Below are 21,809 nucleotides of genomic sequence, written 5' to 3'. Positions count from 1 at the left end.
ACTGTGGCATTGCCCAAGGCAAATCGGCTAAAATCTCGAAGAGATTTCCAGGCAGTTTTCCGGGAAGGAATCCGTCGTCATGGTTCACATATAACATTGAGAGCATTACGACCATCACCTTCCTCTAAGCCTTCTTGTGATACGGCTCCTGAAACTGTAAACACAAACACAAAGCATCTTACTCCAGCCCAAATAGGAATTTCGATTAGCACAAAGGTTAGCAAACGAGCTGTTGTTCGTAACCGCCTCAAACGCCAAATTGCAGCAGCTTTGTATCAGTTGTTGCCCAAGATGTCACCAGGATGGCGGATTGTGGTTGTTGTGAAACCAGCAGCAGATATAAAGTGCGTGACCCAACAATTTCTGCAAGAATTAGAGCAGTTATTGGAACAAGCTGAGGTGTTCAATGGGCATTCGTGAAGAAGTTTATTATGAGGGTGGTCCACATATTGGGGATTTAATCACAAGTATATTGATTGGATTCACTATTGTTGGTCTCCCATTGACAGTTGGGGCGATTGTCAGGGCATTGTGGCTACGCTTTCGGATCACAGATCGCAGGATCTCCGTCATGGGTGGTTGGATGGGACGTTCTCGCAGCGACGTCATTTACTCAGAAATTGTCAAAATGGCTAAAATCCCCCGTGGTATTGGCTTGTGGGGAGATATGGTTATAACCTTAAGAGACGGTAGCCGTCTGGAACTACGGGCGCTTCCTAAGTTTCGGGAAATTTATGACTACATTGAAGAAAAAGTCATCGCCAAAAATCCTAGTTACGTGGGCGCTAAGAAGTGATAAGGAGGATCAGGGGAAACAGGAGAAAGGGAGCGAAGGAGGGAGGAATATTTCCTCACACTCCCACACTCTGTGACTCCCTTATTCTCATTTTTCTTATTTCCCCAATTCATATAATGTGCGGCTATCCGTAGTACCACGCTAGTCGCAATCTAAATCATGATTTAGATAAATTAGATGATGTCAATTTACAGTATCTCAGGTTGAATTCAGAATAATGGATTTTGGTATCGGGTTTCTCTCGAACAACGTGATGCTGCCAATCATAGACTTGTTCTATAGCATTGTGCCTAGCTATGGATTGGCGATTGTAGCATTAACATTGATCATCCGCTTTGCGCTCTATCCCCTGAGTGCTGGTTCAATTCGCAATATGCGACGGATGCGGATCGTGCAACCCCTGATGAACAAGCGGATGCAAGAAGTTAGGGAGCGATATAAGGACGATCAGCAAAAGCTGAACGAAGAAATGATGAACGTCCAAAAAGAATTTGGCAACCCGCTTGCAGGTTGTTTGCCATTGCTGCTACAAATGCCAGTTTTACTGGCACTGTTTGCGACTTTGCGGGGTTCACCTTTTGCTGGTGTCAACTATAGTGTAAATCTCCAAGTTTTTCCTGGCGAACAAATCGAAAGAATTCAACCGCAAGCCTTTGCAACTCCCCCACAAAACATCTATATCTCTGAAGGGGAACACCTTAAGGTGAATGCCATCCTTCCTGGAGGCAACAAATTAGCGGTGGGAGAACATACGAAGATAGAATATCAAACTGTCGAGGGTAAACCTTTTCAGGCACTATTAGCAGAACACCCCGATACTCAGTTAATCCCCGAATGGAAAATTACCAAAGGGGAAGAAAGGATAAAAATTGATGCTGAGGGTAATATAGAAGCCTTACAGCCGGGGGATGTTACAATCCAAGGAACAATTCCGGGACTCGCCGCAAATCAAGGATTTATCTTTATTGATGCCTTGGGTAGAGTTGGTGCAATTGATCCAGACGGCATTATTCACTGGGATATTGTCGCTATGGTTATCCTGTTTGGTATTACCCTTTACGTCAGCCAAATCCTTTCTGGGCAAAACACCACGAATGCCAACCCGCAGCAGGACACTGTAAACAAAATCACTCCCGTCATCTTTTCTGGGATGTTTTTGTTCTTTCCCCTGCCAGCTGGGGTGTTGATGTATATGGTGATTGGTAATATTTTCCAAACATTGCAAACCTACATTCTCACGCGTGAACCCCTACCAGAAGAACTACAAAAAATTGTAGACACTCAGGAGAAAGAAGAAGAAAGCGCAAAACAAAAAGCGCTGCCGTTTGAACCAAAAAGTTCTAAGAAAAAGACTACAGGGTAATGATGACAGACAGTCGAATGAAACGAGGTCAGGAGTGGTTGAAAACGCTGCTGCAACTTAGTGGGCTATCTGTTGATATAAAAGGTGAGAAAGAAACAGCCATCGCTGAGGATGAGGAATCCCCAGAACAGGATAGTTACTGGTTGACGATTGGTGAAACCAATTTATCACCTGAACAAATCGAAATTTTAACGGGTCCCGATGGTTCAGTGCTAGATGCGATTCAGTATCTAGCAAATTCTATTCTCAACTTAAGTCAACTACAGGAAGAGCAAGCCTCTTACACTGTTGAATTAAACGGCTACCGCGTCAGGAGATACGCGGAAATTCGCGCAATAGCTGAAGCAGCAGCCCAGCAAGTGCGTTCCTCTGGTCAAGAAGCTGAAATTAAATCACTCAGTTCAGCTGAACGCCGTCAAATTCACACTTTTTTGAAAGAGTTTGGTGACTTAGAAACCTTCAGCCGAGGAAAAGAGCCGCATCGTCAACTTATTGTACGCCTTGCATCAATGGAATCACTGAGGAGTTAATTGTTAGGAGTGAAGAGTGAAGAGTAAACACCAAAAGTGACAACTCATCACTCATAACTCATAAATATAGCGATTTTGAAATGGGTAAGAAAATTGCTTATATCATAAAGTAAGGTTACTAAAGTCGTAACTTGAACAATTGACGCAATATATTTGCTTGGCTTTTAAACAGTCACAGAAATTTAAAGGAGTTGGCGATGACAGAAGGAAGTAACGTACTCGGCGAAAAGCTAGAAATTTGCTGCTCTTCTCCCGTGACTGGATATTATCGCGATGGGTTTTGTAACACAGGCGGTATGGATTTTGGGTTACACGTTGTTTGTGCCCAAGTGACAACAGAATTTCTTGAATTTACTAAATCACGAGGAAACGACCTCAGTACCCCAGTTCCGGAATATCAATTTCCTGGTTTGAAAGAAGGCGATCGCTGGTGTTTATGTGCAGCCCGCTGGCAAGAAGCTCTTGAGGCTGGCGTTGCTCCTCCTGTTATCCTTAGCGCAACTCATGCAAGAGCTTTAGAAGCGGTTTCTGTGGATGATTTGAAAAAACATGCCCTAACTTCTTCTTAAAGAAAGCTAAAAATTTCTTTGACTTTAGTAGCAGCCCACTGAGTATCTGATAAACTGGCTAAAACTCAACTTCAGACTGATTTTCATAGCTTTAATGAGAGTCATAATTTAGCAAGAATTACAGTGGGTGCAACAAAATTAAACAATGGTTACAGTCGTTGTCGTCATCAACACACTTATCTCGCTGGTTCTTCTCTACGTGGCTTGGCGAGTGCGGCGACTCAAGAGGCGATTGACAAGAATAGCTAATATCTTTATAGCTGCTGAACGTAGTTCCCATGCAGTACTATATACAGCACCACAAGCTCTTTACACAGGTCAAGGGAATATTAATAATATACGGCAGAAAGATCAACCAGCACGACTACAAATCCAGCGGCTGCGACAGATTTTGAGTCTGGTTGCACTTGGACAGCAAGTCTGGCAGAGTAATTTTCTGAGGTTCCGAGCAAAATTAGTGAGAAAGAGAAGGTAGGCAGTAAGGGCAACCTTTCTGGCTAATGAATTGTCTCTCTAAATTTAGAAAGATAAAATCTTTTGGATTTTGCAAGGCGTGAAAACCCACATAGAATGGGTGTAAGGAGAGAAACAAAAAAATGTCTAACAACCGTTCTGGATCATTTATTGGCGGTATGATGCTAGGCGCAACCATTGGTGCTTTAACTGGGTTGCTCATTGCTCCACGCACAGGACGTGAAACCCGTCAACTCTTGAAGAAATCTGCCAGTGCTTTGCCAGAATTGGCAGAAGATATTTCAACGAGTGTCCAAATACAAGCAGACCGCCTTTCTGCTAACGCACGCTCTAACTGGGATGATACTTTAGACCGACTGCGGGACGCAATTTCAGCAGGCATTGATGCCAGTTTGCGCGAAAGCCAAGCAATGAAGCAGCAAAATGCTCAAGAAAAGTCCAATACAATTCCTCAACATTCAGATAGTTAATAGAAGATATCAAAGTGATTGATCCCCTGTTTTGGCTGGGACTGTCCATACTCCTAGTCGCCGCCAGTCTGACTGCTGTTTTGGTGGCGGCAATACCAGCTTTGCAGGAATTAGCAAGAGCAGCTCGCAGTGCAGAAAAATTATTTGACACTCTTTATAGAGAGTTACCACCCACTCTCGATGCTATTCGCATGACTAGCTTGGAAATCACTGACTTAACTGATGATGTCAGTGAAGGTGTTAAAAGTGCTGGTCAAGTGGTTAAACAAGTCGATCAAAGTTTGGATAGTGCTAGAAAGCAAGCACAAAACGTTCAAACAGGCACGCGCAGTTTTATGGTTGGTTTGCAAGCTGCTTGGAAAACCTTCACACGCTCCAAATCTTCAAGGCGAACAGTTGACCGTCTATCGCCATCTCAAAAAGCAAAGCTGACATTACAAGAACGGCAAGCCCTAAGGCAGGAGAACCGCTTCACACCTGCAGAAGGATACCGCACTAACAAGAATTACAACGATTACAATGACTACAACGTTGGTGGTGGGGAAAACAGTTTTGATGAACAGGATTCGCACCGTCAGAAAGAATCTGAGAATTGGTCTGATAAAGAATAGAGTGTGTAAGTCTCTATGAGAATAGGGGCGCAAGGCATTGCGTCCTTATTTTCATATGCCAACCTTACAGGCAAGCTTGCTCAGTGAGTTCTGGATCTGAGATATTAAATTAGATTAGAGTTAAAAAGTGTAAAGAAGTCTCACTTTTTTAGTACTCTTTTAAAACAACTTGTTCACTTTTCCTGTTGAGATTTGTATATAAAAGCTCATGCAGCAAAGTTTTTGGAAACGAATTCTGGCTTTTGTGACAGTATTTTTCCTAGCTGGGTCGATTTGGATAACGCATTCTCCCAGCGCATACGCTTATGACAATCCGGAACTATTACCTGATACCCCAACCCCAGTTGTAGACTTAGCAAAGTCTCTTACCAGCGTTCAAGAAGAAAATCTTGTTAAGCAACTAGAACAATTTCAAGCCGAAACTGGCTGGAAACTCCGAGTATTAACTCAGTATGACCGTACTCCAGGTCGAGCTGTTATTCGTTTTTGGGGTTTGGATGACAAAAGCGTTTTGCTAGTTGCTGATTCCCGTGGCGGTAACATTCTCAGCTTTAGTGTGGGTGACGCTGTTTATGATCTTCTACCACGTACTTTCTGGATTGAATTACAAACCCGCTTTGGCAATTTGTACTTTGTGCGAGAAGAAGGCGAAGACCAAGCCATCCTACAAGCTATGGAAACAGTAAAAAATTGTTTGCTTCAGGGAGGTTGCGCAGTCGTTCCTGGATTACCACGGGAACAGTGGATTTTCACTTTGATTACTTCAGTTATTGGTGGAGTCATTTGTGGATTTGCAGCTCAACCTCGTCGCGAAGGACAAGTTTTTGCTTGGCAATGGGCTTTAATCTTCTCGCCTTTATGGGGAATCTTATTTATCGCCTTCGGTATTGGACCAGTAGTAACACGAACAAACGACTGGCTACCCCTGATTCGCAACATTTCCGGTTTTCTCATCGGTGTTTTAGTTGCTTACCTTTCCCCTATTTTTAGTCAGTCTTCTAGTACTGAGTCCTAGACCTCTGGCAAAAGTCAACAAGAGTGAAAATCAAACTGCAGGTAAACACAGATGCACACAGATAAATGATCTGTATTTATCTGCCATCTGCACGGCAAGGTGCACCCAAAGGAGGAACCCCAACGCCCTTCGGGTTCGCCAGTCGCCTCTGTCGGGAGACCCTCCTGCAGCGCTGGTCTCACCAGATGCCGTGAGAGCGGGAAACCCGTCATTCGCACTGGCGCAGCAACGCACTGCCTCGTTCATCTGCGGTTAAAAATATCTTTAAACCAGCTTTTTGCAAGAAATATACTGATTGACACGCGCAGCATATTTTTTTGTCTAATTTCGGCTAAACCCTAAATACGGTCTTTCCAGAGTCACGAAGGTGTTACAAAGGGGTGGATATACAGTCTTGGGATTGGAGGATAGCTGTGGCAGATTCACCCGCTCACGCGTTCGGTCAAAAACTTGGCGAGTTTTTGGAAATACTTGCTGAATATCTACTAATACCAGTAGCGACCAAACACGGGCTATACCTTGATAGGAAGGGACCACGCCCTGCAAGGGGAAATTTGAAGAAAGCAACCTGGACTGATAAATATGGCAGTAAGCATGATCTAGATTATGTGCTAGAAGGTGGTGGAAGTGTTACAAAATTGGGTGATCCCCTAACATTTGTAGAGGTTGCTTGGCGCAAAGGAACAAGGCATTCAAAAAACAAAGTCCAGGAGATTCAAGGCGCTATTCTACCTTTAGTAGAGACGAATAGTCATACGGTTCATTCTACTAGCAGTTCCAAAGGGTTGCACTGCAATATCCTTTCCGCAAGCGACGCATGGAACCCTTAACCAGCAGCTTCATCTTTTTAATGAAACTCCCTTGCCTTACCTAACAGCATGGGAAGCCCTCTGTGACCTTCCTTTAATAGATGCTGGAGAAGGCGCAGAAGAATTAGTACATAGTGGTAACTACTACAATTTATATCAGCGCGAACGCCGGGGATGTCGTTCTCCAGGAATGATATTCAACCATCGTGCTATTAAACATTGTGATCGAGTTCAGGCGCGTTACGCCCAAATACCTGAAGGTGGCGATAACCAGCTTCTGCCAGTTGAGTTGCGGACAAAAAAGCGCAATGTTTGGAAGCTTAATCGTGAAAAGCCTTCACGAACAGTGACTTGTAATCACCGAACAGATATTCTTCACCCAATACTTCCTAGGGGAACGACTGTTCGCGAGGCTGCACGACTTCAATCGTTTGATGATGATTATCGTTTTTTTGGAAATCTTACCCGTAAAGCCAAGTGGCTTACACAAGATGATCAGGTTGGAAATGCTGTTGCACCCCTGTTAGCTCGTGCGCTTGCACTCCATATTAAAAGTGTACTGGCACAAGAAGAACTCAAGGTTCAAGCCGAACTAGTGAAACAAACTTGTAATCACAACTCCAACATTTGACCAGTTATCCACAATGCGAACCTACAAGGATATTTATAGCGATGTAGGGACTATCGTATTTATCTCTCCACCCTAGGACGACGGCGACGCGGTCTTTCATCTTCTTCATCACGGCGCAGGCGGCTACTCACCTCAGTAAAGAAATCCCGTCGTATACAAGGATAATCACTCACCCACAAGTCGCGACTGGGAATATAAATATCCGAAATTTCATCAATAGTGCTTAAATCTGGACGATTCGACATCACCAATAGTTCTGCCCTCTGACCGCGAGCAATAACTTTGTAGGCAGAACGCAGTGGCGCTTTATACTCAGCCGTAAATCCTGTATCATCACCTATTTCTAAGTGAATGCGTTTTTCTCGGTTTTCGACAATCACCAAATCGCCTTTGTTATCAACGGTTTCCTGTTTACCCATTAACTCTTCTGCAATCCAATAATCCAGCACTCGACCACGGAGAAAACCGCTGTACTTACAACGACGGCTTTTCACATTTCGCATACTCGCCCAAAACACTGGTCCCCACAGCCAGTAAAGGGCACCAATTAACCCAAGCAAAAAGATGATTCCACCAAAATCAATCCCCAGAATGACTTTCATCACGAAAACAACAGCTACCGCCACGACAGAAATGAGCAGCCGTTGCAAAAAGTCTGGAAATTTCCCCCAGTAGTATTTGTACTGCGGACCAGTGGCAATTAGGGGAATGAGTTGTTCAAATTTCTGGCGAGTCAGTGGGACGATCATGAGTGCAGTCTTCTAAGTGGTGAGTGCTGAATTTTTTAAATCAGTTATCAGTTATCAGTTATCAGTTATCAATTGCTTGATAATTGTTCACTGCGGCTGGTACTGTTGACTGTTAAAGAATTTTTTCTAATCCATATACTAACGACTTTAACTGGAGGACTTTGCGAATTGCTAGTAATACTCCTGGCATATAGCAAGCGCGATCGCTCGTATCATGTCTCAAAGTATAAATTTGACCAGCAGCACCAAAAATCACTTCTTGATGGGCAATCAGTCCTGGTAAACGCACACTATGAATTCTAACGCCTTCTTCGGCTGTACTACCTCTTGCTCCTGGTAATTTCTCCGTTTCTTCCACAAGAGGTAGGTTATATATTTTACCTATTCCTGCTAGCATCTGAGCAGTTTGAATTGCTGTACCGCTGGGGGCATCAGCTTTTTGGTTGTGATGCAGTTCAATAATTTCCACGTGGTCGAAATGTTGAGAAGCCGCAACTGCTGCTTGTTGTAGCAGTACCATACCAATAGAAAAGTTGGGAATAATTAAACACCCTGTACTTGCTTTATCAGCAAATTCTGCTAAATCTTGAATTTGTTCTGGACTTAAGCCAGTGGTACCAACAACTGGACGAATACCGTAGGCGATCGCACTACGAACATTGTCATACACAGAACTCGGGTGAGTAAAATCCACCATCACCCCTAGCTGTTTTTCACCAGATGCAAACGCCAGCATCGGTTCCAATTGATTAGTAATCGGAATTTCCAAAGGTTCACTTAAACCCGCCAGTTCCCCTGCATCCTTACCTTGATGTTCAACAGTTGTATCAATCGCACCGACAAGGTTCATATCTGGTGCTTGCGCCACCGCTTTGATAACCTCGCGACCCATTTTGCCTGCAGCACCAATAACAACAACAGGGATTGGACCTTGATTTGACATAATTTGAGCAATACTTTTTACATCATCAAAGGAATTGTAAATCTAGCAGGGGAGCTATTGACGTACAGAAAAAACTGGATTGTAACTATTTTTGATAGCAGTCCATTTACTGGCAATAGGCATTCGCCAACCAGTCCCAAAGGCGCGATCCGTAATTTTCAATCCGGGGGGTGCTTGTCGCCGCTTAAATTCCGCACGCGACACCAAACTGATAACTCGGTCTACAGTTGCTGAGTCATGACCCGCAGCGACAATTTCTGCTGTAGACTCATGGTTGTGAATCAGGCGTTGCAAGATGTCATCTAAAATATCGTAAGGTGGTAGCGAATCTTGATCCACTTGACCAGGTTTGAGTTCTGCGCTGGGTGCTTTGGTCAGGACATTTTGTGGAATAATCTCACCATTGCGATTCAACCAGCGACAAATTGAATAAACACGAGTTTTTGGCACATCAGCAATGACTGCTAATCCTCCATTCATATCACCGTAAAGAGTGCAGTAACCAACTGCCATTTCTGACTTATTACCAGTAGATAGGAGAAGATGACCGAATTTATTAGAAATTGCCATCAATAAATTGCCCCTAATCCGGGATTGAAGATTTTCCTCTGCCAGTCCAAACTCTGTTCCAGCAAATAACTCAGCTAACGTTTTGTCATAGTCTTGCATTAACTCCCCTATCTGTAGGATGTGAGTTTTCATACCAAGATTTTCCGCCAAGGCATCAGCATCGGTGATAGAATGCTCAGAACTGTAGGGGGAAGGCATAAGAACACCGAGGACATTTTCTTTACCCAGTGCTGCGGTAGCAACAGCCGCCACCAATGAAGAATCTATCCCACCACTTAAACCTAGTACGACTTTAGAAAAACCACATTTACGAACATAATCTCGCAATCCTAAAACCAAAGCGTGCCAAATTTCCTCATCTTCAGATTCATATTCTGGTGCTATAGAACCTGAGTGCAAATCTCGTTGCACCTCATCAAATTCTACAACTCTCAAATCCTCTTCAAAACCACAGGCACGAGAGACTATTTCACCCTGACGATTCAAAGCAAAACTTCTACCATCAAAAATTAAATCATCGTTACCCCCGACTTGATTGGCATAGAGAATCAGTTGTTGAAAGCGGACTGCGCTATACTTCAGCATGGCTTCGCGAGACTTCTGCTTGCCAACACTATAAGGAGAAGCAGACAAATTCGCTATAAAATCTACACCCAGAACTGCTAAGTCAGCAATTGGATTTATGGTGTAACTACGTTTGCCCCAAAATTCCTCATCATTCCATAAATCTTCGCAAATCGTGACGCCAATCTGGACATTATCCAAAGTGAAATAATTAGCTTCTAAACCAGGTTCAAAATAGCGATGTTCATCAAAGACGTCATAAGTTGGCAAAAGGCGTTTGTGAAAAACTTGCTTGACTCTTCCCTTTTCTAATAAAGCGATACTATTAAATAAAGTTTTACCGCCAGTCTTGTGTGCTTTTACATTTTCTTCAACTGTCCCTACTAACACAGCGAGTTCTGGAGGCAAATCTCTTGTTAGTTGTTGTAAGGCAATGTCCATTGCTTGTACAAAACTAGGATTCAGCAATAAATCACGGGGTGGATAACCACATAAGGAAAGTTCTGGCGTCAGTAATAAACGGGCACCTTCTGCAACAGCCTTTTGTGCCACGTCCAGAATTTTCTGAGCATTACCTGGCAAGTCACCAATGGTAGGATTAAGTTGAGCGATCGCTATCTTCATATTGGATTAATGATTATAGATAATTACGTCTTTTTTTGCCAATGTTTCAATTCTTCATCAATCAAATAATTGACTAAATCTCGATACAGCTTTTCAATGACATCTGGGTTTAATCCTACAACTTCCGCCCAAGCACGTCTTTCCTGCAACATAGAATGAAATCTTTCTGGGGCTTTGACACCTGTTTCACTGGTTTTGAACTGTGATGCTGCTTTCACGTATGCAAATCTTCTCCCTAAAGCCGCAATAACTTCTTTGTCAATCGCGTCAATTTCTCTACGAATGTCTTTAATATTAGAACACTCATCTGGTTTTTTCATATCTTCTTGCTTTGCGCGTCTTTACGGTTAAATAAAAACTAAAGGTTTATCCTTAAAAGGAGCAAAAGCTTCCGCATCAAATTTATATAAACTCGCTGGACGACCAGCACCACGCGACACCTTTCTTCCTGTATCGTATAAAAAACCTAACTTGAGTAAACGCGCTCTAAAATTAGAATAATCAGAAAAATTTTCTCCTAAAACTGTAGTATATAACTGATATAAATCATTCAAAGTAAACACTTCTGGCAACACTTCAAACGCGACTGGACTATACTCCAACTTATTTCGCAAACGCCTGTGTCCGTATGCCAAAATTTTGTTATGGTCAAAAGCTAGTTGCGGCAATTGCTTCACCGGATACCAAGCTATTCCACTGACTCCATCAGCAATCAATTCTGCTTCCTCAAATCGCACGAGGGCAAAGTAACTCACCGATAGATAACGTACACCATCACTATTGCTTGCTTCTCGGGGGTCGCGTGATGGTCCTCCAAAGGTATAAAGTTGCTCTAAATAAAGGTTTTTTACCCTTATTTTTTCAGACAAAATCCGATAAGCAGCATCTTCTAAAGACTCACCTTGACGCACCAAAGTACCAGGAAGACTCCAAGAGTTTAAAAATGGCTCCTGCTGTCTCATCACTAATAAAACCAACAGTCGATTTTGTGCAGTATCTACAGAGAAAATAACATTATCAACACCGACCTTGAAATCTGCTAAAGGTGGTTGTTTTAGCGCATGTACAATCTTTCTTTGGTTGTGTCCTGGCATATAGCCGTTTTCAATTGAATGCAATTTGGAGTTTGGAATTTGGGATTGCTTGGTGGAAGCGCTTAGAGTTTAACAAATCAAATTTTCGGGTACACATTTGTACAAATGCTCTTTGTTAATATAATCAACGACCAGAGGTGTTAGGGCTGAGAGATCGCCATTTTTACGATAAGCTGTTGAGGACACATCTAAACCAATAAAGTTGGCAACCGTGACTTTCCCCCCGAGTTTTTGCACAATATCTAAATTAGATTCATCTATTGCATATCTTGGGCGCGGTATAACCAAAAGTTGTACTTGTTGCAATAAATCTTCAATATGATACCAACGAGGCAATTGAGTTAGTAAATCTGAACCTACCACTAATGTAAACTCCGCCTCTGACCAACATTTTTTTGCCTTCTCTAATGTTTCCAGGGTTCTCAAGTGACTTAATTCCTGTTCCAAACCAATATTATGCTTTGATGAATCTATATCCAAAATCAACAAATGTAACATCGCTACCCGATGTTCCAAAGGGGTTTGATGCGACTTCAATGGATTATTTGCCGCCCAAACTGCCACCCAATCAAAATGGTCTGACAGCCAACGAATAACGGCTTGATGTCCAGCAGTTGGTGGATCAGCACTTGTACCAAACAAAGCAACTTTCATAGTATTAGTTAATAGTCATTAGTTATTGGTGAGACCAGTGCTGCGGGAGGGGAGCCAGTGCGTTGCGGAGAGCAGCGCCTTGCGGGGGTTCCCCCCGTTGTGGCGACTGCGGAGGGTTCCCCCCGTTGTAGCATCTGGCGTTTTCCCGACAGCCAGGCATCTGGCGTATGCGCAAAGCGCACGCCCAAAGGGCTAAAGCGCAGCGTCTGGTGCAGGAGATACCCGAAGGGTCATTAGTTAGGAGTTTTCAATCCACCTTCTTCTCATTCTGTCTGTACCTGTGGGGTTAGGTTTTTCGTCTTTTCAGTCAACTGTTGTAACTGGGCAGAAATCTCCACTTTCACCGATACGGGATTATCCAAACGTCGCGTCTCGTCTGGTAAACTAGCAACGGACGTGGCAGTCCTTTGTCGAATTTCTGCCAAAGTCTCTAGCGGTTGCACCCGTTTACCTTCCTTAACAAACAACTGCAACAAAGGCACTTGTGAAGATTGGGGAAATTCTTCGTTTCCATATCTTCTCCCTTGTTCAGTCACCAAGCCCAAAGAGTCTGCTTTCACCTGACTTCCCTCAAAAGAGCGAAAAATCTGCTTACGTCCTGGGTAAGTCGTCTTACCACTCGAGTGTTTCATCACCGGAGTCCCATCAATTTCCACCAGTTTGTAAACTCCATTGACAGCAGAACCTGTCACCAGTCGCGTTCCGAGTCCATAACCATCAATCTGCGCACCAGCAGCCTTAAGCCGTGCGATTTCCCACTCGTCCAAGTCGCCACTTGCAAAAATTGACACATCTGGAAGAAGCGATCGCACTTGTTTTGACAATGACACCAAATCACCAGAATCCAACCTAACCCCCGCTAATTGGATTTCCCCTGAATTAACCTTTGCAGACAACCGCTGGGCAGCAGCGATAGTATCGTAAGTATCAATTAATAAGGGCGCACCTGGGAAATAACGATGAAAGACAGTAAATGCCTGGTCTTCGCTACCTTCCATTGCCGACAGTGCCATAACCAAAGCGTGCGCCATTGTACCACTGGGTTTTTCTCCCAGTTGTAGCGCCGCTAACACGTTCGATGTTGCATCCAAACCACCAGCCAGCGCTGCACGCGCCGCCCACAAAGATGCTTGCGGGCTAAATGCCCGTCTGGTTCCAAATTCCAGCAATGTTGCATGAGTTGACGCCACATCGCGTAATCTTGCTGCACGTGTCGCAATCAAACTCTGGTAATTTATGGTATTCAAAAGGTAGGTTTCTACCAGTTGCGCTTGCCAAAGAGGTGCTTCCACTCGCAACAGAGGTTCATTGGCAAACACCGCTGTTCCCTCAGGTACCGCCCAAACGTTACCTGTAAAACGTCCCTCACCTAGCAGTGACCAAAAACTCTCAGGAACATTAGCAAAAATTCCTGTTGCTTGCAAAGCCGCTATTCCAGAAGGACTGAAGTGGTATTTTTCCAAATATTCCAATACTTGTGCCAGCCCCATAGCTATCAAATAGCCAAAATTCTCTGGCAAACGTCTGACAAACAACTCAAAACTTGCCCATCGTTGTTCTACACCTTCCCCAGCATAACAAGCTGCCATTGTCAACTGGTAAAGGTCTGTGAGCAAGCTGTTATCAACAGTAGAAAGTGTCAGTTCTTGATTCTCTGTGTTCTGTTGTTGGTGATTGTTTGTAGATGCATGGTTCAAACTTGGGAAACTAGTCATGACATAGCGCCCTTAGAAGAATACTTCTTTGAGTTATGGTAAATTTTACCATAAATAATGTGAATTATTGAACGAGCACTGTCAAAAAGTGCTTGGAACTAGCGTTTTGACGGCTACTATATTATTAGTTTAGTAAATTATTTAATGAATTTTAATAGTTATACTTATTAATAATGATCGTACCCCTAAAAGAGTGAAGTGAAATATCAAACTATGCCAAACGAAGGATGAAGGATAAAAAATCATATTACTAACACTTTCATTCCCTTATCCTTGATTCTTTCTTGAACTGTTTTGTTAAGCTAAAGTATTGCAACTATCTATCACTGATTATTGCGGAGAATGTAGATATATTGCCAATGAGAGCCAAGGATAATCTGAAGAACTAGAGTAGATATATTAGAAGACATATCGCAAGTGAAGCGATAACAAAAATGGGGGTTTGATATTATGGCTATCTCCGAGATTATTGCTAAAGTCACACAATATATTTCTGAAGCTGCAATGCGTATTTTTGCACCATCAGACGATGCATATCCCAATACTGGCGTACAACCATTTACAGGAGACCCTTATAACAAAAAGACAGCAGACATTTGGTAAATGATTTTCTAAAAAGAGCCAATATAAATTAAAGTAGGTGGAGAGGGTAATCCTGTTCCACCTACTTTTTTTTTATTAGCCTAAAAATTAACTATTAGCGCCAGAAGCAGCGAGTTCTGCTAAGCGTTCTTGTTGATCTTGAGAAATACAAGCTTGAATAATGTGTTCAAGTTCCCCTTCTAGAACTGCGTTGAGCGAATAGTTTTGATTTAAGCGGTGGTCGGTGGCGCGGTTATCTTTGTAGTTATAAGTGCGAATCTTTTCAGAACGTGACCCTGTACCGACTTGCGATCGCCGCATAGAAGTCACAGCTTCCTGTTGTTCTCGCAACTTCATTTCATACAGTTTTGCTCGCAGGATTTGCATTGCCCGTTCTTTGTTTTGCAACTGGCTGCGTTCTTCTGTACAGAAAATCCGGATACCAGTGGGTTTGTGGAACAAGTCAGCGGCTGTTTCCACTTTGTTGACGTTTTGTCCACCAGCACCACCAGAACGAGCTGTGCTCATTTCAATATCCTTCGGATCAATGTGGATTTCTACCTCATCCACCTCTGGCATTATCGCCACAGTTGCTGTTGACGTGTGAACCCGTCCTCCAGCTTCAGTGACTGGTACACGCTGCACGCGATGCACTCCAGCTTCAAACTTTAGCTTGCTGTATACGCTATCGCCTTGAATTTCCAATATGGCTTCTTTAAAGCCGCCCATTTCCGCCAAGGACTCACTGACTAACTTCACGCGCCAACTTTGGCTGTCAGCATACTTTGAGTATAAGCGTACTAAATCACCTGCCCAGATACTTGCTTCATCACCACCAGTACCAGCACGAATTTCCAACATGATGTTTTTATCATCATTGGGGTCACGGGGTAATAGCAATATCTTTAGGCGATTTTCTAACTGTTCTATTTTTTGCTCAAGTTCTTGAACTTCCAGGGCTGCCATTTCTTGCAGTTCTGGATCGCTTTGAGATTCTTTGAGCACCTGACGCGCCCCTACGAATTCTTCCTGCGCATTTTTCCAGGTTTCGTAGGTATCTACCACTTCTTCCAAAGAAGAGCGTGCCTTTGCGATTTTTTGATACTCATCAGGATTTTTGGCAGTATCGGGGTCGGCAAGGCGACGAGTCAATTCATGAAAAGTTTGTTCAACGGATTTTAGTTTCTCCAGCAGGTATGTTTCAGCCATGACGAATACAGTCACTCCTTAAAAATAGCAAATTCGCTTGAGCATTAAATACAACAATCGACCCAGCTGATGCAGGGTCGTTGTTAACAGCTAAAGCTAAGCCGCTACTTTTTCCTTCTTCCGCCTTTGGATTGACCATCCATCATGCCATATTTACGCATAAAGCGTTCTACGCGACCTTCGGAGTCAATTATCTTCTGAGTACCTGTGTAGAAGGGGTGGTTTCCAGACCAAACATCTACGTGCAATTCTGGCTTAGTAGAGCCAACGGTCATCACTAGTTGACCGTTACAGTAAACTTTTGCTTCTGGATACCACTGGGGATGAATCTCTGGTTTTGCCATTTTTCTTTCCGTGGTCTATCTATACCAATTATAACTTTCAGGTTTTCAGGGGTTGTAGAACTTTGGATTTTAGATTTTTGGGATCATTGTAGCAACTGCTGATAAAGGCTGATGTAAGCGAATATCACAGAAAATTATCTGCGTTTATCTGCTACAGGCTACGGTTAAAATCCAAAATTGCTTAACGCTTGGAGTACTGAGGAGCTTTGCGAGCTTTGTGCAAACCGTATTTTTTGCGCTCTTTTGCTCGTGGATCGCGAGTGAGGTAGCCTTCGATTTTTAAAGGCGGACGGTTTTCTGGGTCGAGTTGGCAAAGCGCACGAGCAACTCCCAGACGAACTGCATCTGATTGTCCAGTTAAACCGCCCCCTTCAGCTTTGACAAGAATGTCATATTCGTTTTCCAAGCCTAGAGTTTCTAGAGGCGCTTTGGCAAGGGAAATGTAGTTCGGGTTGAATTGGAAGTAAAGGTCTCCTGGTTTGCCATTGACAGTCATTTGTCCAGTACCAGGAACCAAGCGAACCCGCGCGATCGCGGATTTACGACGACCTGTACCCCAATACATAGCACGACCGCTATTATCTGCTGCTTGCATTAATCTTGTACTCCTGGAATTGTCTGAATTTGTATTTCTTTTGGTTGTTGTGCTGCATGGGGATGAGCTGGTCCAGCGTAAACTTTTAGCTTAGTAAACAACTGCCGTCCCAAGCTATTTTTCGGTAGCATACCTTTGATGGCATGTTCCACAATCCTTTCTGGCAAACGTTGTTGTAGCTTGTCAAAGGTTTCGGTCTTCATTCCACCGGGACGACCGGAATGACGACGGTAAAGCTTTTGTGTGCGTTTTTTACCTGTGACTTCGACTTTTTCAGCATTTACAACGATGACGAAATCACCTGTGTCCATGTGAGGGGTATAGTGGGGTTTATTTTTCCCTCTGAGAATCATGGCGATTTCGCTTGCTAAGCGACCGAGGCGTTGGTTAGTAGCGTCTATGACGTACCAATCGCGCTCCATAGTATTCTGAGGTGGAAGATATGTTTTGTCTGTTGTCATTTGTCTTTAGTCCTTTGTCTTTAGTCCTTTGTCTTTAGTCCTTATTGACCAAAGACTAATTTGGGTTGAGTCTCAAACCAAATCTCTGGGGGAAACGGGAAATCAGGATAGCCGACTCGCAACAAGCATAAGCCGTGAGCAGGTGCGGCATATTTCACTTCTTGACGTCGTTGATCTTTCCAAAGGTCGGTGAAACTAGTCAGTGTGAGTTGTCTGGAACCAACCTGTACCAACATCCCTACTAATAGCCGCACCATACCGTACAAAAATCCATCTGCCTGAATTTCAATATAAAGAAGTGGTCCAGTGCGATAACACTCTGCTGCTTGTACTTCTACCCAAGAATGCTGGCGTCCTGAGTTTGCGCGGTGAAAAGCAGCTAAGTGATGCTTTCCAATCAAAGGTTCCAGTGCTGCGAGTATGAGAGATTCATCCAAAGGTTCGTGATAATAATGCCAACTAAAAGCGCTGGCAAACAAGTTCGGTAACTTTTCAGTATAGAACGTGTAACGATACCGTCGATAGATAGCACTAAAGCGAGCGTGCCAATTGTGACTCACTTCTGCGGAGGCTCGAATTAGTATATCTTTGGGCAAATAGCTGTTAAGAATGGTTGCCCATTTGTGAGCTGGTATCGGACTTGTGACATTAAAATGTGCCACTTGAGCAGCTGCGTGAACTCCAGCATCAGTTCGCCCTGCGCCGTACAGTGTCACTGGATGACCTAGGATGTGACAAAGAGCTGTTTCTATCTCTTCTTGGACAGTGCGTTGTTGTGGTTGCCGTTGCCAGCCATGAAAATGAGTGCCCAAGTATTGAATGACCAGGGCGACTCGACAAGTTTGTGTAGGCTGGTGGCTACTTAACATAAAATCAACTTGAGGCGGAAGTTAGAAAGATCAAATGAAAATTTTATCTTTCTACTTTCTGCCTTTATTTGTTTAGACGAGTTCGATGATTGCCATCTTAGAATTATCACCCCGACGCGGTACGGTATGCAGGATACGGGTGTAACCCCCTTGGCGATTGCCATACCGTGTGGGAACTTGCTCAAACAGAGCATGAACCAATTGTTTGTCGTATATGTAACCGAGGGCTTGACGACGTGCTGCTAAAGAACCAACTTTGGCAAGAGTAATCATTTTGTCCACTTCTGAGCGTAGCACCTTAGCTCGGGCTAAAGTGGTAGTAATTCGTCCATGACGAATTAATTCAGTGGTGAGCGATCGCAACAGAGCGCGACGTTGGTCAGCTGGTTTGCTGAGTTTATTAATCCCACAACGGTGACGCATAATCTTTCTGTTAGTTGTTAGTTGGTTGTTGTTGGTTGTTGGTTATTAGTTATTGGTGAGTCAATGCGCCCTTGGTAAGTCTAACGCCGGCAGAGGTTCTCTTCGGCTTAGGCGCTGGCGTTCACCCTTTAAACCAGCGTATCCAAATGACATACGACACAGGTGTGCCGTATCTCCTCCACAAGACGCTGCTTTGTTGGGGCAAGTCTCCACAGAACGAGTGAGCGTTAGCCATAGACAGACTCGAAGGGTTGTTGTCCTAACTACTAACTACTAACCAATAACCAGTGTTAGGTGTGTTTGTTAGCTCTTTCAGTTGGTAAAGTGATCCCCAAGCGTCGCTGTAAGGCTTCAACAACTTCTTCAGCTGACTTTTGACCAAAGTTTTTTATTTCTAATAGGTCTTCTTGTGTGTAATCCAACAAATCAGCGACAGAGTTTACTTGTGCTCGTTTGAGACAGTTATAAGCTCGTACAGACAGTTGCAACTCTTCGATTGGAATCTGAGCGGTTGGGTCGTCTGGGACTTCTGCGCCGACATCCGGTATGTCGAGCGAGATCTCTTTCAACGGGTTAAACAAATCCACCAGTATAGTCGCGGCAGAGGAGAGTGCTTCTTGGGGGGTCAGACTACCATTTGTCCAAATTTCCAGTAACAATCTGTCTTTTGGTATCCCACTATCTCCACGGGTTTCTTCAACGCTGTAGTTGACTTTCCGCACTGGCATAAATACTGAGTCGATTTGGAGAAAGTCTAAAGATGTAGCTTCTTCACGACCCCGCTCTACAGTCCGATATCCTTTGCCTCTTTCAATCCGAAATTCCATTTCCAGCTTGCCACCTTCAGCGACAGTAGCTACATATTGGGTCGGATCGATGACTTCTACTTCACTAGGTAAATCAAAATGTCCCGCAGTCACTGTTGTTGGGCCTGTAACAAGTAACCGACCAATCTGGGGTTGAGAAGAGTAGCTTTTAAGGATAACTTCCTTCATTTTCATCAGGATTTCTAGCACGTCTTCCCGTACACCCACAACGGTGGCGAACTCGTGTGTCACGCCCGCAATCCGAACTGCGGTGACAGCTGTACCCTCCAAGTTAGAAAGTAGTACCCGTCTGAGTGCGTTGCCAACTGTCGTACCTTGACCGCGCTCCAGAGGTTCTAAAACAAATTTACTGTGATTACTCCTATTATCTTCAGTACTTGACTCTACACATTCAATTTGAAACTGCGCCATGGGGTAGCCTCCCTCAACATAAGGTCTTGCTAGCAAACAAATTTATTGCCTTGAGTGACACTGAGTTGTCGTGAAAACCGTTTTTACTAGTGTCCTCAACGGGCAGTCCGACGACGTCCTTCTGGTTAACCGGTTTTCTCCATCGGGAAACCCCAACGGAAGGGTCAGACCTGGCAGGAGGGAAACGTCGGTGCCGCACTGGTCTCACCAGTTGCCCAGAGTCGGCAAATCCGTCCAAGGGAAAGCTCTTCAAGTCGAGCCTGGGCTGTGCTTCGGTATGCTACTTTGTAGACGTTCTTTGGGTGATTTTGCCTTAATTAGCTGCAAGTGACATCCAGAGCTTGAGAGACCACTTGCTACCTTTGAGGATGCCGAAAAGCGCGTCTACAAGCTGAGAAACCCTTTCGGCTGTTCTTATTGGGGAGCCAGTGCGTTGCGGTGAGACCAGCACGCATGAGGCGTTTTCCCGCCGTAGGTGACTGGCGTTAGACCGGAGGGCGAAGGCAGGCATACCCGAAGGGAGGTTCCTCCGACGGTGCCATCTGGCGTGGAAACTGGGCAACTGCCGTCTCTCCTGCAAAGACGCTACGCGAACTAGGGAGGGCGCTTTTCGCCAGTTGCATTCAACGAGCACCAACTGCGTGCGATTATCTCCTATGTTCTAAGCCCTATGCCTACGGCATAGGGCTGACGCCAGTCACCAGGGTGCGGTAAACCTGCCACAGAGCAGCTGCCGAACCACAACACAGTGGGAAGGGCGGACAGTTGTACACCAGTGCCCTTAATGAAATGGCTGTTTGCATACTCGGAGGAACTTGTACAAGTTGTCCTTTCAAGTTGACAAAGCCTTTCGCTAGTTGCTTGCCTTCGGGTTACCCTGTTGGAGCTTACGCTCACCATGCGGCTGTGCCCTCTCGAATTTACTTAATGCCCTCTTAAACTACCAGGTTTATCAAACTGTAAGTTTAATGGCGGTGAAGTTTGATCCCTCAAAAAGCCAACCCGCAGTGATGGTGTTTTGTTTTTTGAAGTTTTGAGTTTTCCGGGGGAAGTTGCTCAATGGTACGAAAGAAAACTCTCCCTAGTGGAGATCTTTGGTAGAATCCTTGTGCAACCAGGGTTTTCTCAAACTTCTCGCCCTCACCCTTCGGGTATGCGCAAAGCGCACGCCTTACGGCTTTAGCCCTGTGGGCGTGCGCTTTGCGCATACGCCAGTCGCCAAGTGAGGGAAAGCCCTTCGGGTTCGCCAGATGCCTGCGGAGGGAAACCCTCCCGCAGCACTGGTCTCACCGTCATTCGCGCTGGACTCACCGCTTCATAAGTTGTCTTTACACTCGGCGGCGCTTGGGTGGGCGGCAACCATTATGAGGAATCGGGGTAATATCCCGAATTAATGTAATTTCCAGTCCTGCTCCTTGAAGCGCCCGGATAGCTGTTTCTCGACCAGCTCCAGGACCGCTGACCATGACTTCTATTTGGCGCATCCCTTGGTCGATTGCTCGACGTGCTGCACTTTCAGCTGCAGTCTGGGCTGCAAAAGGAGTACCTTTTTTTGCTCCCTTAAAACCGCTGGATCCAGCACTTGCCCAGGAGATGACATCTCCATTTTGATCGCTAATGGTAACAATGCTATTGTTGAAAGTAGACTGGATGTAGGCTATCCCATTTGGAACATTGCGTTTTTGTTTTTTACTGCCGGTTTTCTTTCCGCTTTGTTGTCGCGCCATATCGCACTTGGTTAAATATTAAGGTTAAGTATTGCTGTAGGTTAGCGTAGAAACAATTACTTGGATGGGGCTTTCTTCTTACCAGCTACTGTTTGTCGTCTTCCTCGACGAGTTCTGGCGTTAGTCCGAGTTCTTTGTCCTCTCACTGGCAAGCCCATGCGGTGGCGACGACCCCTGTAA

Annotated in this window: 29 protein-coding genes; 12 read left to right on the top strand and 17 right to left on the bottom strand. The window is 44.4% G+C overall.

Annotated features, from left to right (window positions below; translation table 11 throughout):
- Nucleotides 1–3 precede the first annotated feature (3 nt).
- The 11 genes from rnpA to DP116_RS01165 all read left to right on the top strand — a co-directional run bounded on the left by rnpA (nucleotide 4) and on the right by DP116_RS01165 (nucleotide 7,268).
- Nucleotides 4–420, top strand: coding sequence for a ribonuclease P protein component (rnpA, locus tag DP116_RS01215; protein WP_169153424.1), 417 nt, complete (start codon nucleotides 4–6; stop codon nucleotides 418–420).
- Nucleotides 407–796 (top strand): PH domain-containing protein, encoded by a 390-nt coding sequence (locus tag DP116_RS01210; RefSeq protein ID WP_048868690.1) that lies wholly within the window; start codon nucleotides 407–409, stop codon nucleotides 794–796. The genes rnpA and DP116_RS01210 overlap by 14 nt, the downstream gene beginning before the upstream one ends.
- Nucleotides 797–1,013: 217 nt before the next feature.
- The gene (yidC, locus tag DP116_RS01205) at nucleotides 1,014–2,159 is read left to right on the top strand and encodes a membrane protein insertase YidC (protein ID WP_169153423.1); all 1,146 of its coding nucleotides are present in this window, start codon (nucleotides 1,014–1,016) and stop codon (nucleotides 2,157–2,159) included.
- Nucleotides 2,159–2,689, top strand: a complete 531-nt coding sequence (locus DP116_RS01200; protein WP_169153422.1) for a Jag family protein — start codon at nucleotides 2,159–2,161, stop codon at nucleotides 2,687–2,689. Before yidC ends, DP116_RS01200 begins: the two co-directional genes overlap by 1 nt.
- A gap of 197 nt (nucleotides 2,690–2,886) precedes the next feature.
- Nucleotides 2,887–3,258 (top strand): DUF2237 family protein, encoded by a 372-nt coding sequence (locus DP116_RS01195; RefSeq protein ID WP_169153421.1) that lies wholly within the window; start codon nucleotides 2,887–2,889, stop codon nucleotides 3,256–3,258.
- Between the two features lie 145 nt (nucleotides 3,259–3,403).
- Nucleotides 3,404–3,733 (top strand): hypothetical protein, encoded by a 330-nt coding sequence (locus DP116_RS01190; protein WP_169153420.1) that lies wholly within the window; start codon nucleotides 3,404–3,406, stop codon nucleotides 3,731–3,733.
- Between the two features lie 121 nt (nucleotides 3,734–3,854).
- Nucleotides 3,855–4,202 (top strand): YtxH domain-containing protein, encoded by a 348-nt coding sequence (locus tag DP116_RS01185; protein WP_169153419.1) that lies wholly within the window; start codon nucleotides 3,855–3,857, stop codon nucleotides 4,200–4,202.
- 14 nt (nucleotides 4,203–4,216) lie between these two features.
- On the top strand, nucleotides 4,217–4,813 hold the full coding sequence (locus DP116_RS01180; RefSeq protein WP_169153418.1) for a DUF948 domain-containing protein: 597 nt from the start codon (nucleotides 4,217–4,219) through the stop codon (nucleotides 4,811–4,813).
- Between the two features lie 208 nt (nucleotides 4,814–5,021).
- Complete coding sequence (locus DP116_RS01175) at nucleotides 5,022–5,828, top strand: TPM domain-containing protein (protein ID WP_169153417.1); 807 nt, start codon at nucleotides 5,022–5,024, stop codon at nucleotides 5,826–5,828.
- A 413-nt stretch (nucleotides 5,829–6,241) separates the two neighbouring features.
- A complete protein-coding gene (locus tag DP116_RS01170; RefSeq protein WP_169153416.1) occupies nucleotides 6,242–6,658 on the top strand; it encodes a hypothetical protein in 417 nt (138 codons plus the stop codon).
- Nucleotides 6,659–6,689: 31 nt separating this feature from the next.
- Entirely contained in the window at nucleotides 6,690–7,268 is a 579-nt protein-coding gene (locus DP116_RS01165; RefSeq protein ID WP_169153415.1) for a DNA cytosine methyltransferase, read from the top strand.
- Nucleotides 7,269–7,327: 59 nt separating this feature from the next.
- On the opposite strand, the gene DP116_RS01160 is transcribed toward DP116_RS01165, so the two are convergent.
- The 7 genes from DP116_RS01160 to DP116_RS01130 all read right to left on the bottom strand — a co-directional run bounded on the left by DP116_RS01160 (nucleotide 7,328) and on the right by DP116_RS01130 (nucleotide 14,181).
- Entirely contained in the window at nucleotides 7,328–8,017 is a 690-nt protein-coding gene (locus DP116_RS01160) for a DUF8619 family protein (RefSeq protein ID WP_169153414.1), read from the bottom strand.
- 112 nt (nucleotides 8,018–8,129) lie between these two features.
- On the bottom strand, nucleotides 8,130–8,960 hold the full coding sequence (gene dapB, locus DP116_RS01155; protein WP_169153413.1) for a 4-hydroxy-tetrahydrodipicolinate reductase: 831 nt from the start codon (nucleotides 8,958–8,960) through the stop codon (nucleotides 8,130–8,132).
- 54 nt (nucleotides 8,961–9,014) lie between these two features.
- Nucleotides 9,015–10,718, bottom strand: coding sequence for an NAD+ synthase (locus DP116_RS01150; protein ID WP_169153412.1), 1,704 nt, complete (start codon nucleotides 10,716–10,718; stop codon nucleotides 9,015–9,017).
- A 23-nt stretch (nucleotides 10,719–10,741) separates the two neighbouring features.
- A complete protein-coding gene (locus DP116_RS01145; protein WP_169153411.1) occupies nucleotides 10,742–11,038 on the bottom strand; it encodes an isochorismate lyase in 297 nt (98 codons plus the stop codon).
- A 27-nt stretch (nucleotides 11,039–11,065) separates the two neighbouring features.
- Nucleotides 11,066–11,812 (bottom strand): NUDIX hydrolase, encoded by a 747-nt coding sequence (locus DP116_RS01140; protein ID WP_169153410.1) that lies wholly within the window; start codon nucleotides 11,810–11,812, stop codon nucleotides 11,066–11,068.
- Between the two features lie 69 nt (nucleotides 11,813–11,881).
- A complete protein-coding gene (locus DP116_RS01135) occupies nucleotides 11,882–12,466 on the bottom strand; it encodes a nicotinate-nucleotide adenylyltransferase (RefSeq protein WP_169153409.1) in 585 nt (194 codons plus the stop codon).
- A gap of 263 nt (nucleotides 12,467–12,729) precedes the next feature.
- Complete coding sequence (locus tag DP116_RS01130) at nucleotides 12,730–14,181, bottom strand: nicotinate phosphoribosyltransferase (protein WP_169153408.1); 1,452 nt, start codon at nucleotides 14,179–14,181, stop codon at nucleotides 12,730–12,732.
- A gap of 450 nt (nucleotides 14,182–14,631) precedes the next feature.
- Between DP116_RS01130 and DP116_RS01125 the strand changes: the two genes are divergently transcribed.
- Nucleotides 14,632–14,784, top strand: coding sequence for a hypothetical protein (locus DP116_RS01125; RefSeq protein WP_169153407.1), 153 nt, complete (start codon nucleotides 14,632–14,634; stop codon nucleotides 14,782–14,784).
- Nucleotides 14,785–14,871: 87 nt separating this feature from the next.
- Here the strand turns inward: DP116_RS01125 and prfA are convergent, their stop codons facing one another.
- The 10 genes from prfA to rpsM form a co-directional block, all read right to left on the bottom strand.
- A complete protein-coding gene (prfA, locus tag DP116_RS01120; RefSeq protein ID WP_169153406.1) occupies nucleotides 14,872–15,972 on the bottom strand; it encodes a peptide chain release factor 1 in 1,101 nt (366 codons plus the stop codon).
- Nucleotides 15,973–16,076: 104 nt separating this feature from the next.
- The gene (gene rpmE, locus DP116_RS01115) at nucleotides 16,077–16,316 is read right to left on the bottom strand and encodes a 50S ribosomal protein L31 (RefSeq protein ID WP_169153405.1); all 240 of its coding nucleotides are present in this window, start codon (nucleotides 16,314–16,316) and stop codon (nucleotides 16,077–16,079) included.
- 181 nt (nucleotides 16,317–16,497) lie between these two features.
- Nucleotides 16,498–16,911, bottom strand: coding sequence for a 30S ribosomal protein S9 (gene rpsI / locus DP116_RS01110; RefSeq protein ID WP_169153404.1), 414 nt, complete (start codon nucleotides 16,909–16,911; stop codon nucleotides 16,498–16,500).
- A complete protein-coding gene (gene rplM, locus DP116_RS01105) occupies nucleotides 16,911–17,372 on the bottom strand; it encodes a 50S ribosomal protein L13 (protein WP_169153403.1) in 462 nt (153 codons plus the stop codon). Before rplM ends, rpsI begins: the two co-directional genes overlap by 1 nt.
- A 41-nt stretch (nucleotides 17,373–17,413) precedes the next feature.
- Nucleotides 17,414–18,241, bottom strand: coding sequence for a tRNA pseudouridine(38-40) synthase TruA (gene truA, locus DP116_RS01100; protein ID WP_169153402.1), 828 nt, complete (start codon nucleotides 18,239–18,241; stop codon nucleotides 17,414–17,416).
- A 72-nt stretch (nucleotides 18,242–18,313) separates the two neighbouring features.
- Nucleotides 18,314–18,664: a 50S ribosomal protein L17 gene (gene rplQ, locus DP116_RS01095; protein WP_169153401.1), complete on the bottom strand. Its 351-nt coding sequence runs from the start codon at nucleotides 18,662–18,664 to the stop codon at nucleotides 18,314–18,316.
- A gap of 290 nt (nucleotides 18,665–18,954) precedes the next feature.
- A complete protein-coding gene (locus DP116_RS01090; protein ID WP_169153400.1) occupies nucleotides 18,955–19,902 on the bottom strand; it encodes a DNA-directed RNA polymerase subunit alpha in 948 nt (315 codons plus the stop codon).
- A gap of 313 nt (nucleotides 19,903–20,215) precedes the next feature.
- Entirely contained in the window at nucleotides 20,216–20,413 is a 198-nt protein-coding gene (locus tag DP116_RS01085; protein WP_211173001.1) for a hypothetical protein, read from the bottom strand.
- An 817-nt stretch (nucleotides 20,414–21,230) separates the two neighbouring features.
- Nucleotides 21,231–21,629, bottom strand: a complete 399-nt coding sequence (rpsK, locus tag DP116_RS01080) for a 30S ribosomal protein S11 (RefSeq protein WP_048868713.1) — start codon at nucleotides 21,627–21,629, stop codon at nucleotides 21,231–21,233.
- Between the two features lie 56 nt (nucleotides 21,630–21,685).
- On the bottom strand, nucleotides 21,686–21,809 hold a 124-nt coding region (rpsM, locus tag DP116_RS28900; RefSeq protein ID WP_246275433.1), incomplete at its 5' end, for a 30S ribosomal protein S13.

It is taken from the genome of Brasilonema bromeliae SPC951 (assembly GCF_012912135.1).
Classification (GTDB): Bacteria; Cyanobacteriota; Cyanobacteriia; order Cyanobacteriales; family Nostocaceae; genus Brasilonema; species Brasilonema bromeliae.
The sequence above is the reverse complement of the archived record's forward strand: the minus strand, read 5'-3'. Positions and strand labels throughout refer to the sequence as shown.

Excerpts from the sequence above, each read along its gene's own strand:
- rplQ (WP_169153401.1), bottom strand. The coding sequence starts at position 18,664 with ATGCGTCACCGTTGTGGGATTAATAAACTCAGCAAACCAGCTGACCAA.
- rpmE (WP_169153405.1), bottom strand. The coding sequence starts at position 16,316 with ATGGCAAAACCAGAGATTCATCCCCAGTGGTATCCAGAAGCAAAAGTT.
- DP116_RS01150 (WP_169153412.1), bottom strand. The coding sequence starts at position 10,718 with ATGAAGATAGCGATCGCTCAACTTAATCCTACCATTGGTGACTTGCCA.
- DP116_RS01200 (WP_169153422.1), top strand. The coding sequence starts at position 2,159 with ATGATGACAGACAGTCGAATGAAACGAGGTCAGGAGTGGTTGAAAACG.
- DP116_RS01085 (WP_211173001.1), bottom strand. The coding sequence starts at position 20,413 with ATGCCTGCCTTCGCCCTCCGGTCTAACGCCAGTCACCTACGGCGGGAA.
- DP116_RS01135 (WP_169153409.1), bottom strand. The coding sequence starts at position 12,466 with ATGAAAGTTGCTTTGTTTGGTACAAGTGCTGATCCACCAACTGCTGGA.
- prfA (WP_169153406.1), bottom strand. The coding sequence starts at position 15,972 with ATGGCTGAAACATACCTGCTGGAGAAACTAAAATCCGTTGAACAAACT.
- DP116_RS01190 (WP_169153420.1), top strand. The coding sequence starts at position 3,404 with ATGGTTACAGTCGTTGTCGTCATCAACACACTTATCTCGCTGGTTCTT.
- dapB (WP_169153413.1), bottom strand. The coding sequence starts at position 8,960 with ATGTCAAATCAAGGTCCAATCCCTGTTGTTGTTATTGGTGCTGCAGGC.
- rplM (WP_169153403.1), bottom strand. The coding sequence starts at position 17,372 with ATGACAACAGACAAAACATATCTTCCACCTCAGAATACTATGGAGCGC.
- DP116_RS01140 (WP_169153410.1), bottom strand. The coding sequence starts at position 11,812 with ATGCCAGGACACAACCAAAGAAAGATTGTACATGCGCTAAAACAACCA.
- DP116_RS01125 (WP_169153407.1), top strand. The coding sequence starts at position 14,632 with ATGGCTATCTCCGAGATTATTGCTAAAGTCACACAATATATTTCTGAA.
- DP116_RS01130 (WP_169153408.1), bottom strand. The coding sequence starts at position 14,181 with ATGACTAGTTTCCCAAGTTTGAACCATGCATCTACAAACAATCACCAA.
- yidC (WP_169153423.1), top strand. The coding sequence starts at position 1,014 with ATGGATTTTGGTATCGGGTTTCTCTCGAACAACGTGATGCTGCCAATC.
- truA (WP_169153402.1), bottom strand. The coding sequence starts at position 18,241 with ATGTTAAGTAGCCACCAGCCTACACAAACTTGTCGAGTCGCCCTGGTC.
- DP116_RS01175 (WP_169153417.1), top strand. The coding sequence starts at position 5,022 with ATGCAGCAAAGTTTTTGGAAACGAATTCTGGCTTTTGTGACAGTATTT.
- DP116_RS01145 (WP_169153411.1), bottom strand. The coding sequence starts at position 11,038 with ATGAAAAAACCAGATGAGTGTTCTAATATTAAAGACATTCGTAGAGAA.
- DP116_RS01160 (WP_169153414.1), bottom strand. The coding sequence starts at position 8,017 with ATGATCGTCCCACTGACTCGCCAGAAATTTGAACAACTCATTCCCCTA.
- rpsI (WP_169153404.1), bottom strand. The coding sequence starts at position 16,911 with ATGCAAGCAGCAGATAATAGCGGTCGTGCTATGTATTGGGGTACAGGT.
- DP116_RS01090 (WP_169153400.1), bottom strand. The coding sequence starts at position 19,902 with ATGGCGCAGTTTCAAATTGAATGTGTAGAGTCAAGTACTGAAGATAAT.
- rpsK (WP_048868713.1), bottom strand. The coding sequence starts at position 21,629 with ATGGCGCGACAACAAAGCGGAAAGAAAACCGGCAGTAAAAAACAAAAA.
- DP116_RS01185 (WP_169153419.1), top strand. The coding sequence starts at position 3,855 with ATGTCTAACAACCGTTCTGGATCATTTATTGGCGGTATGATGCTAGGC.
- DP116_RS01195 (WP_169153421.1), top strand. The coding sequence starts at position 2,887 with ATGACAGAAGGAAGTAACGTACTCGGCGAAAAGCTAGAAATTTGCTGC.
- DP116_RS01210 (WP_048868690.1), top strand. The coding sequence starts at position 407 with ATGGGCATTCGTGAAGAAGTTTATTATGAGGGTGGTCCACATATTGGG.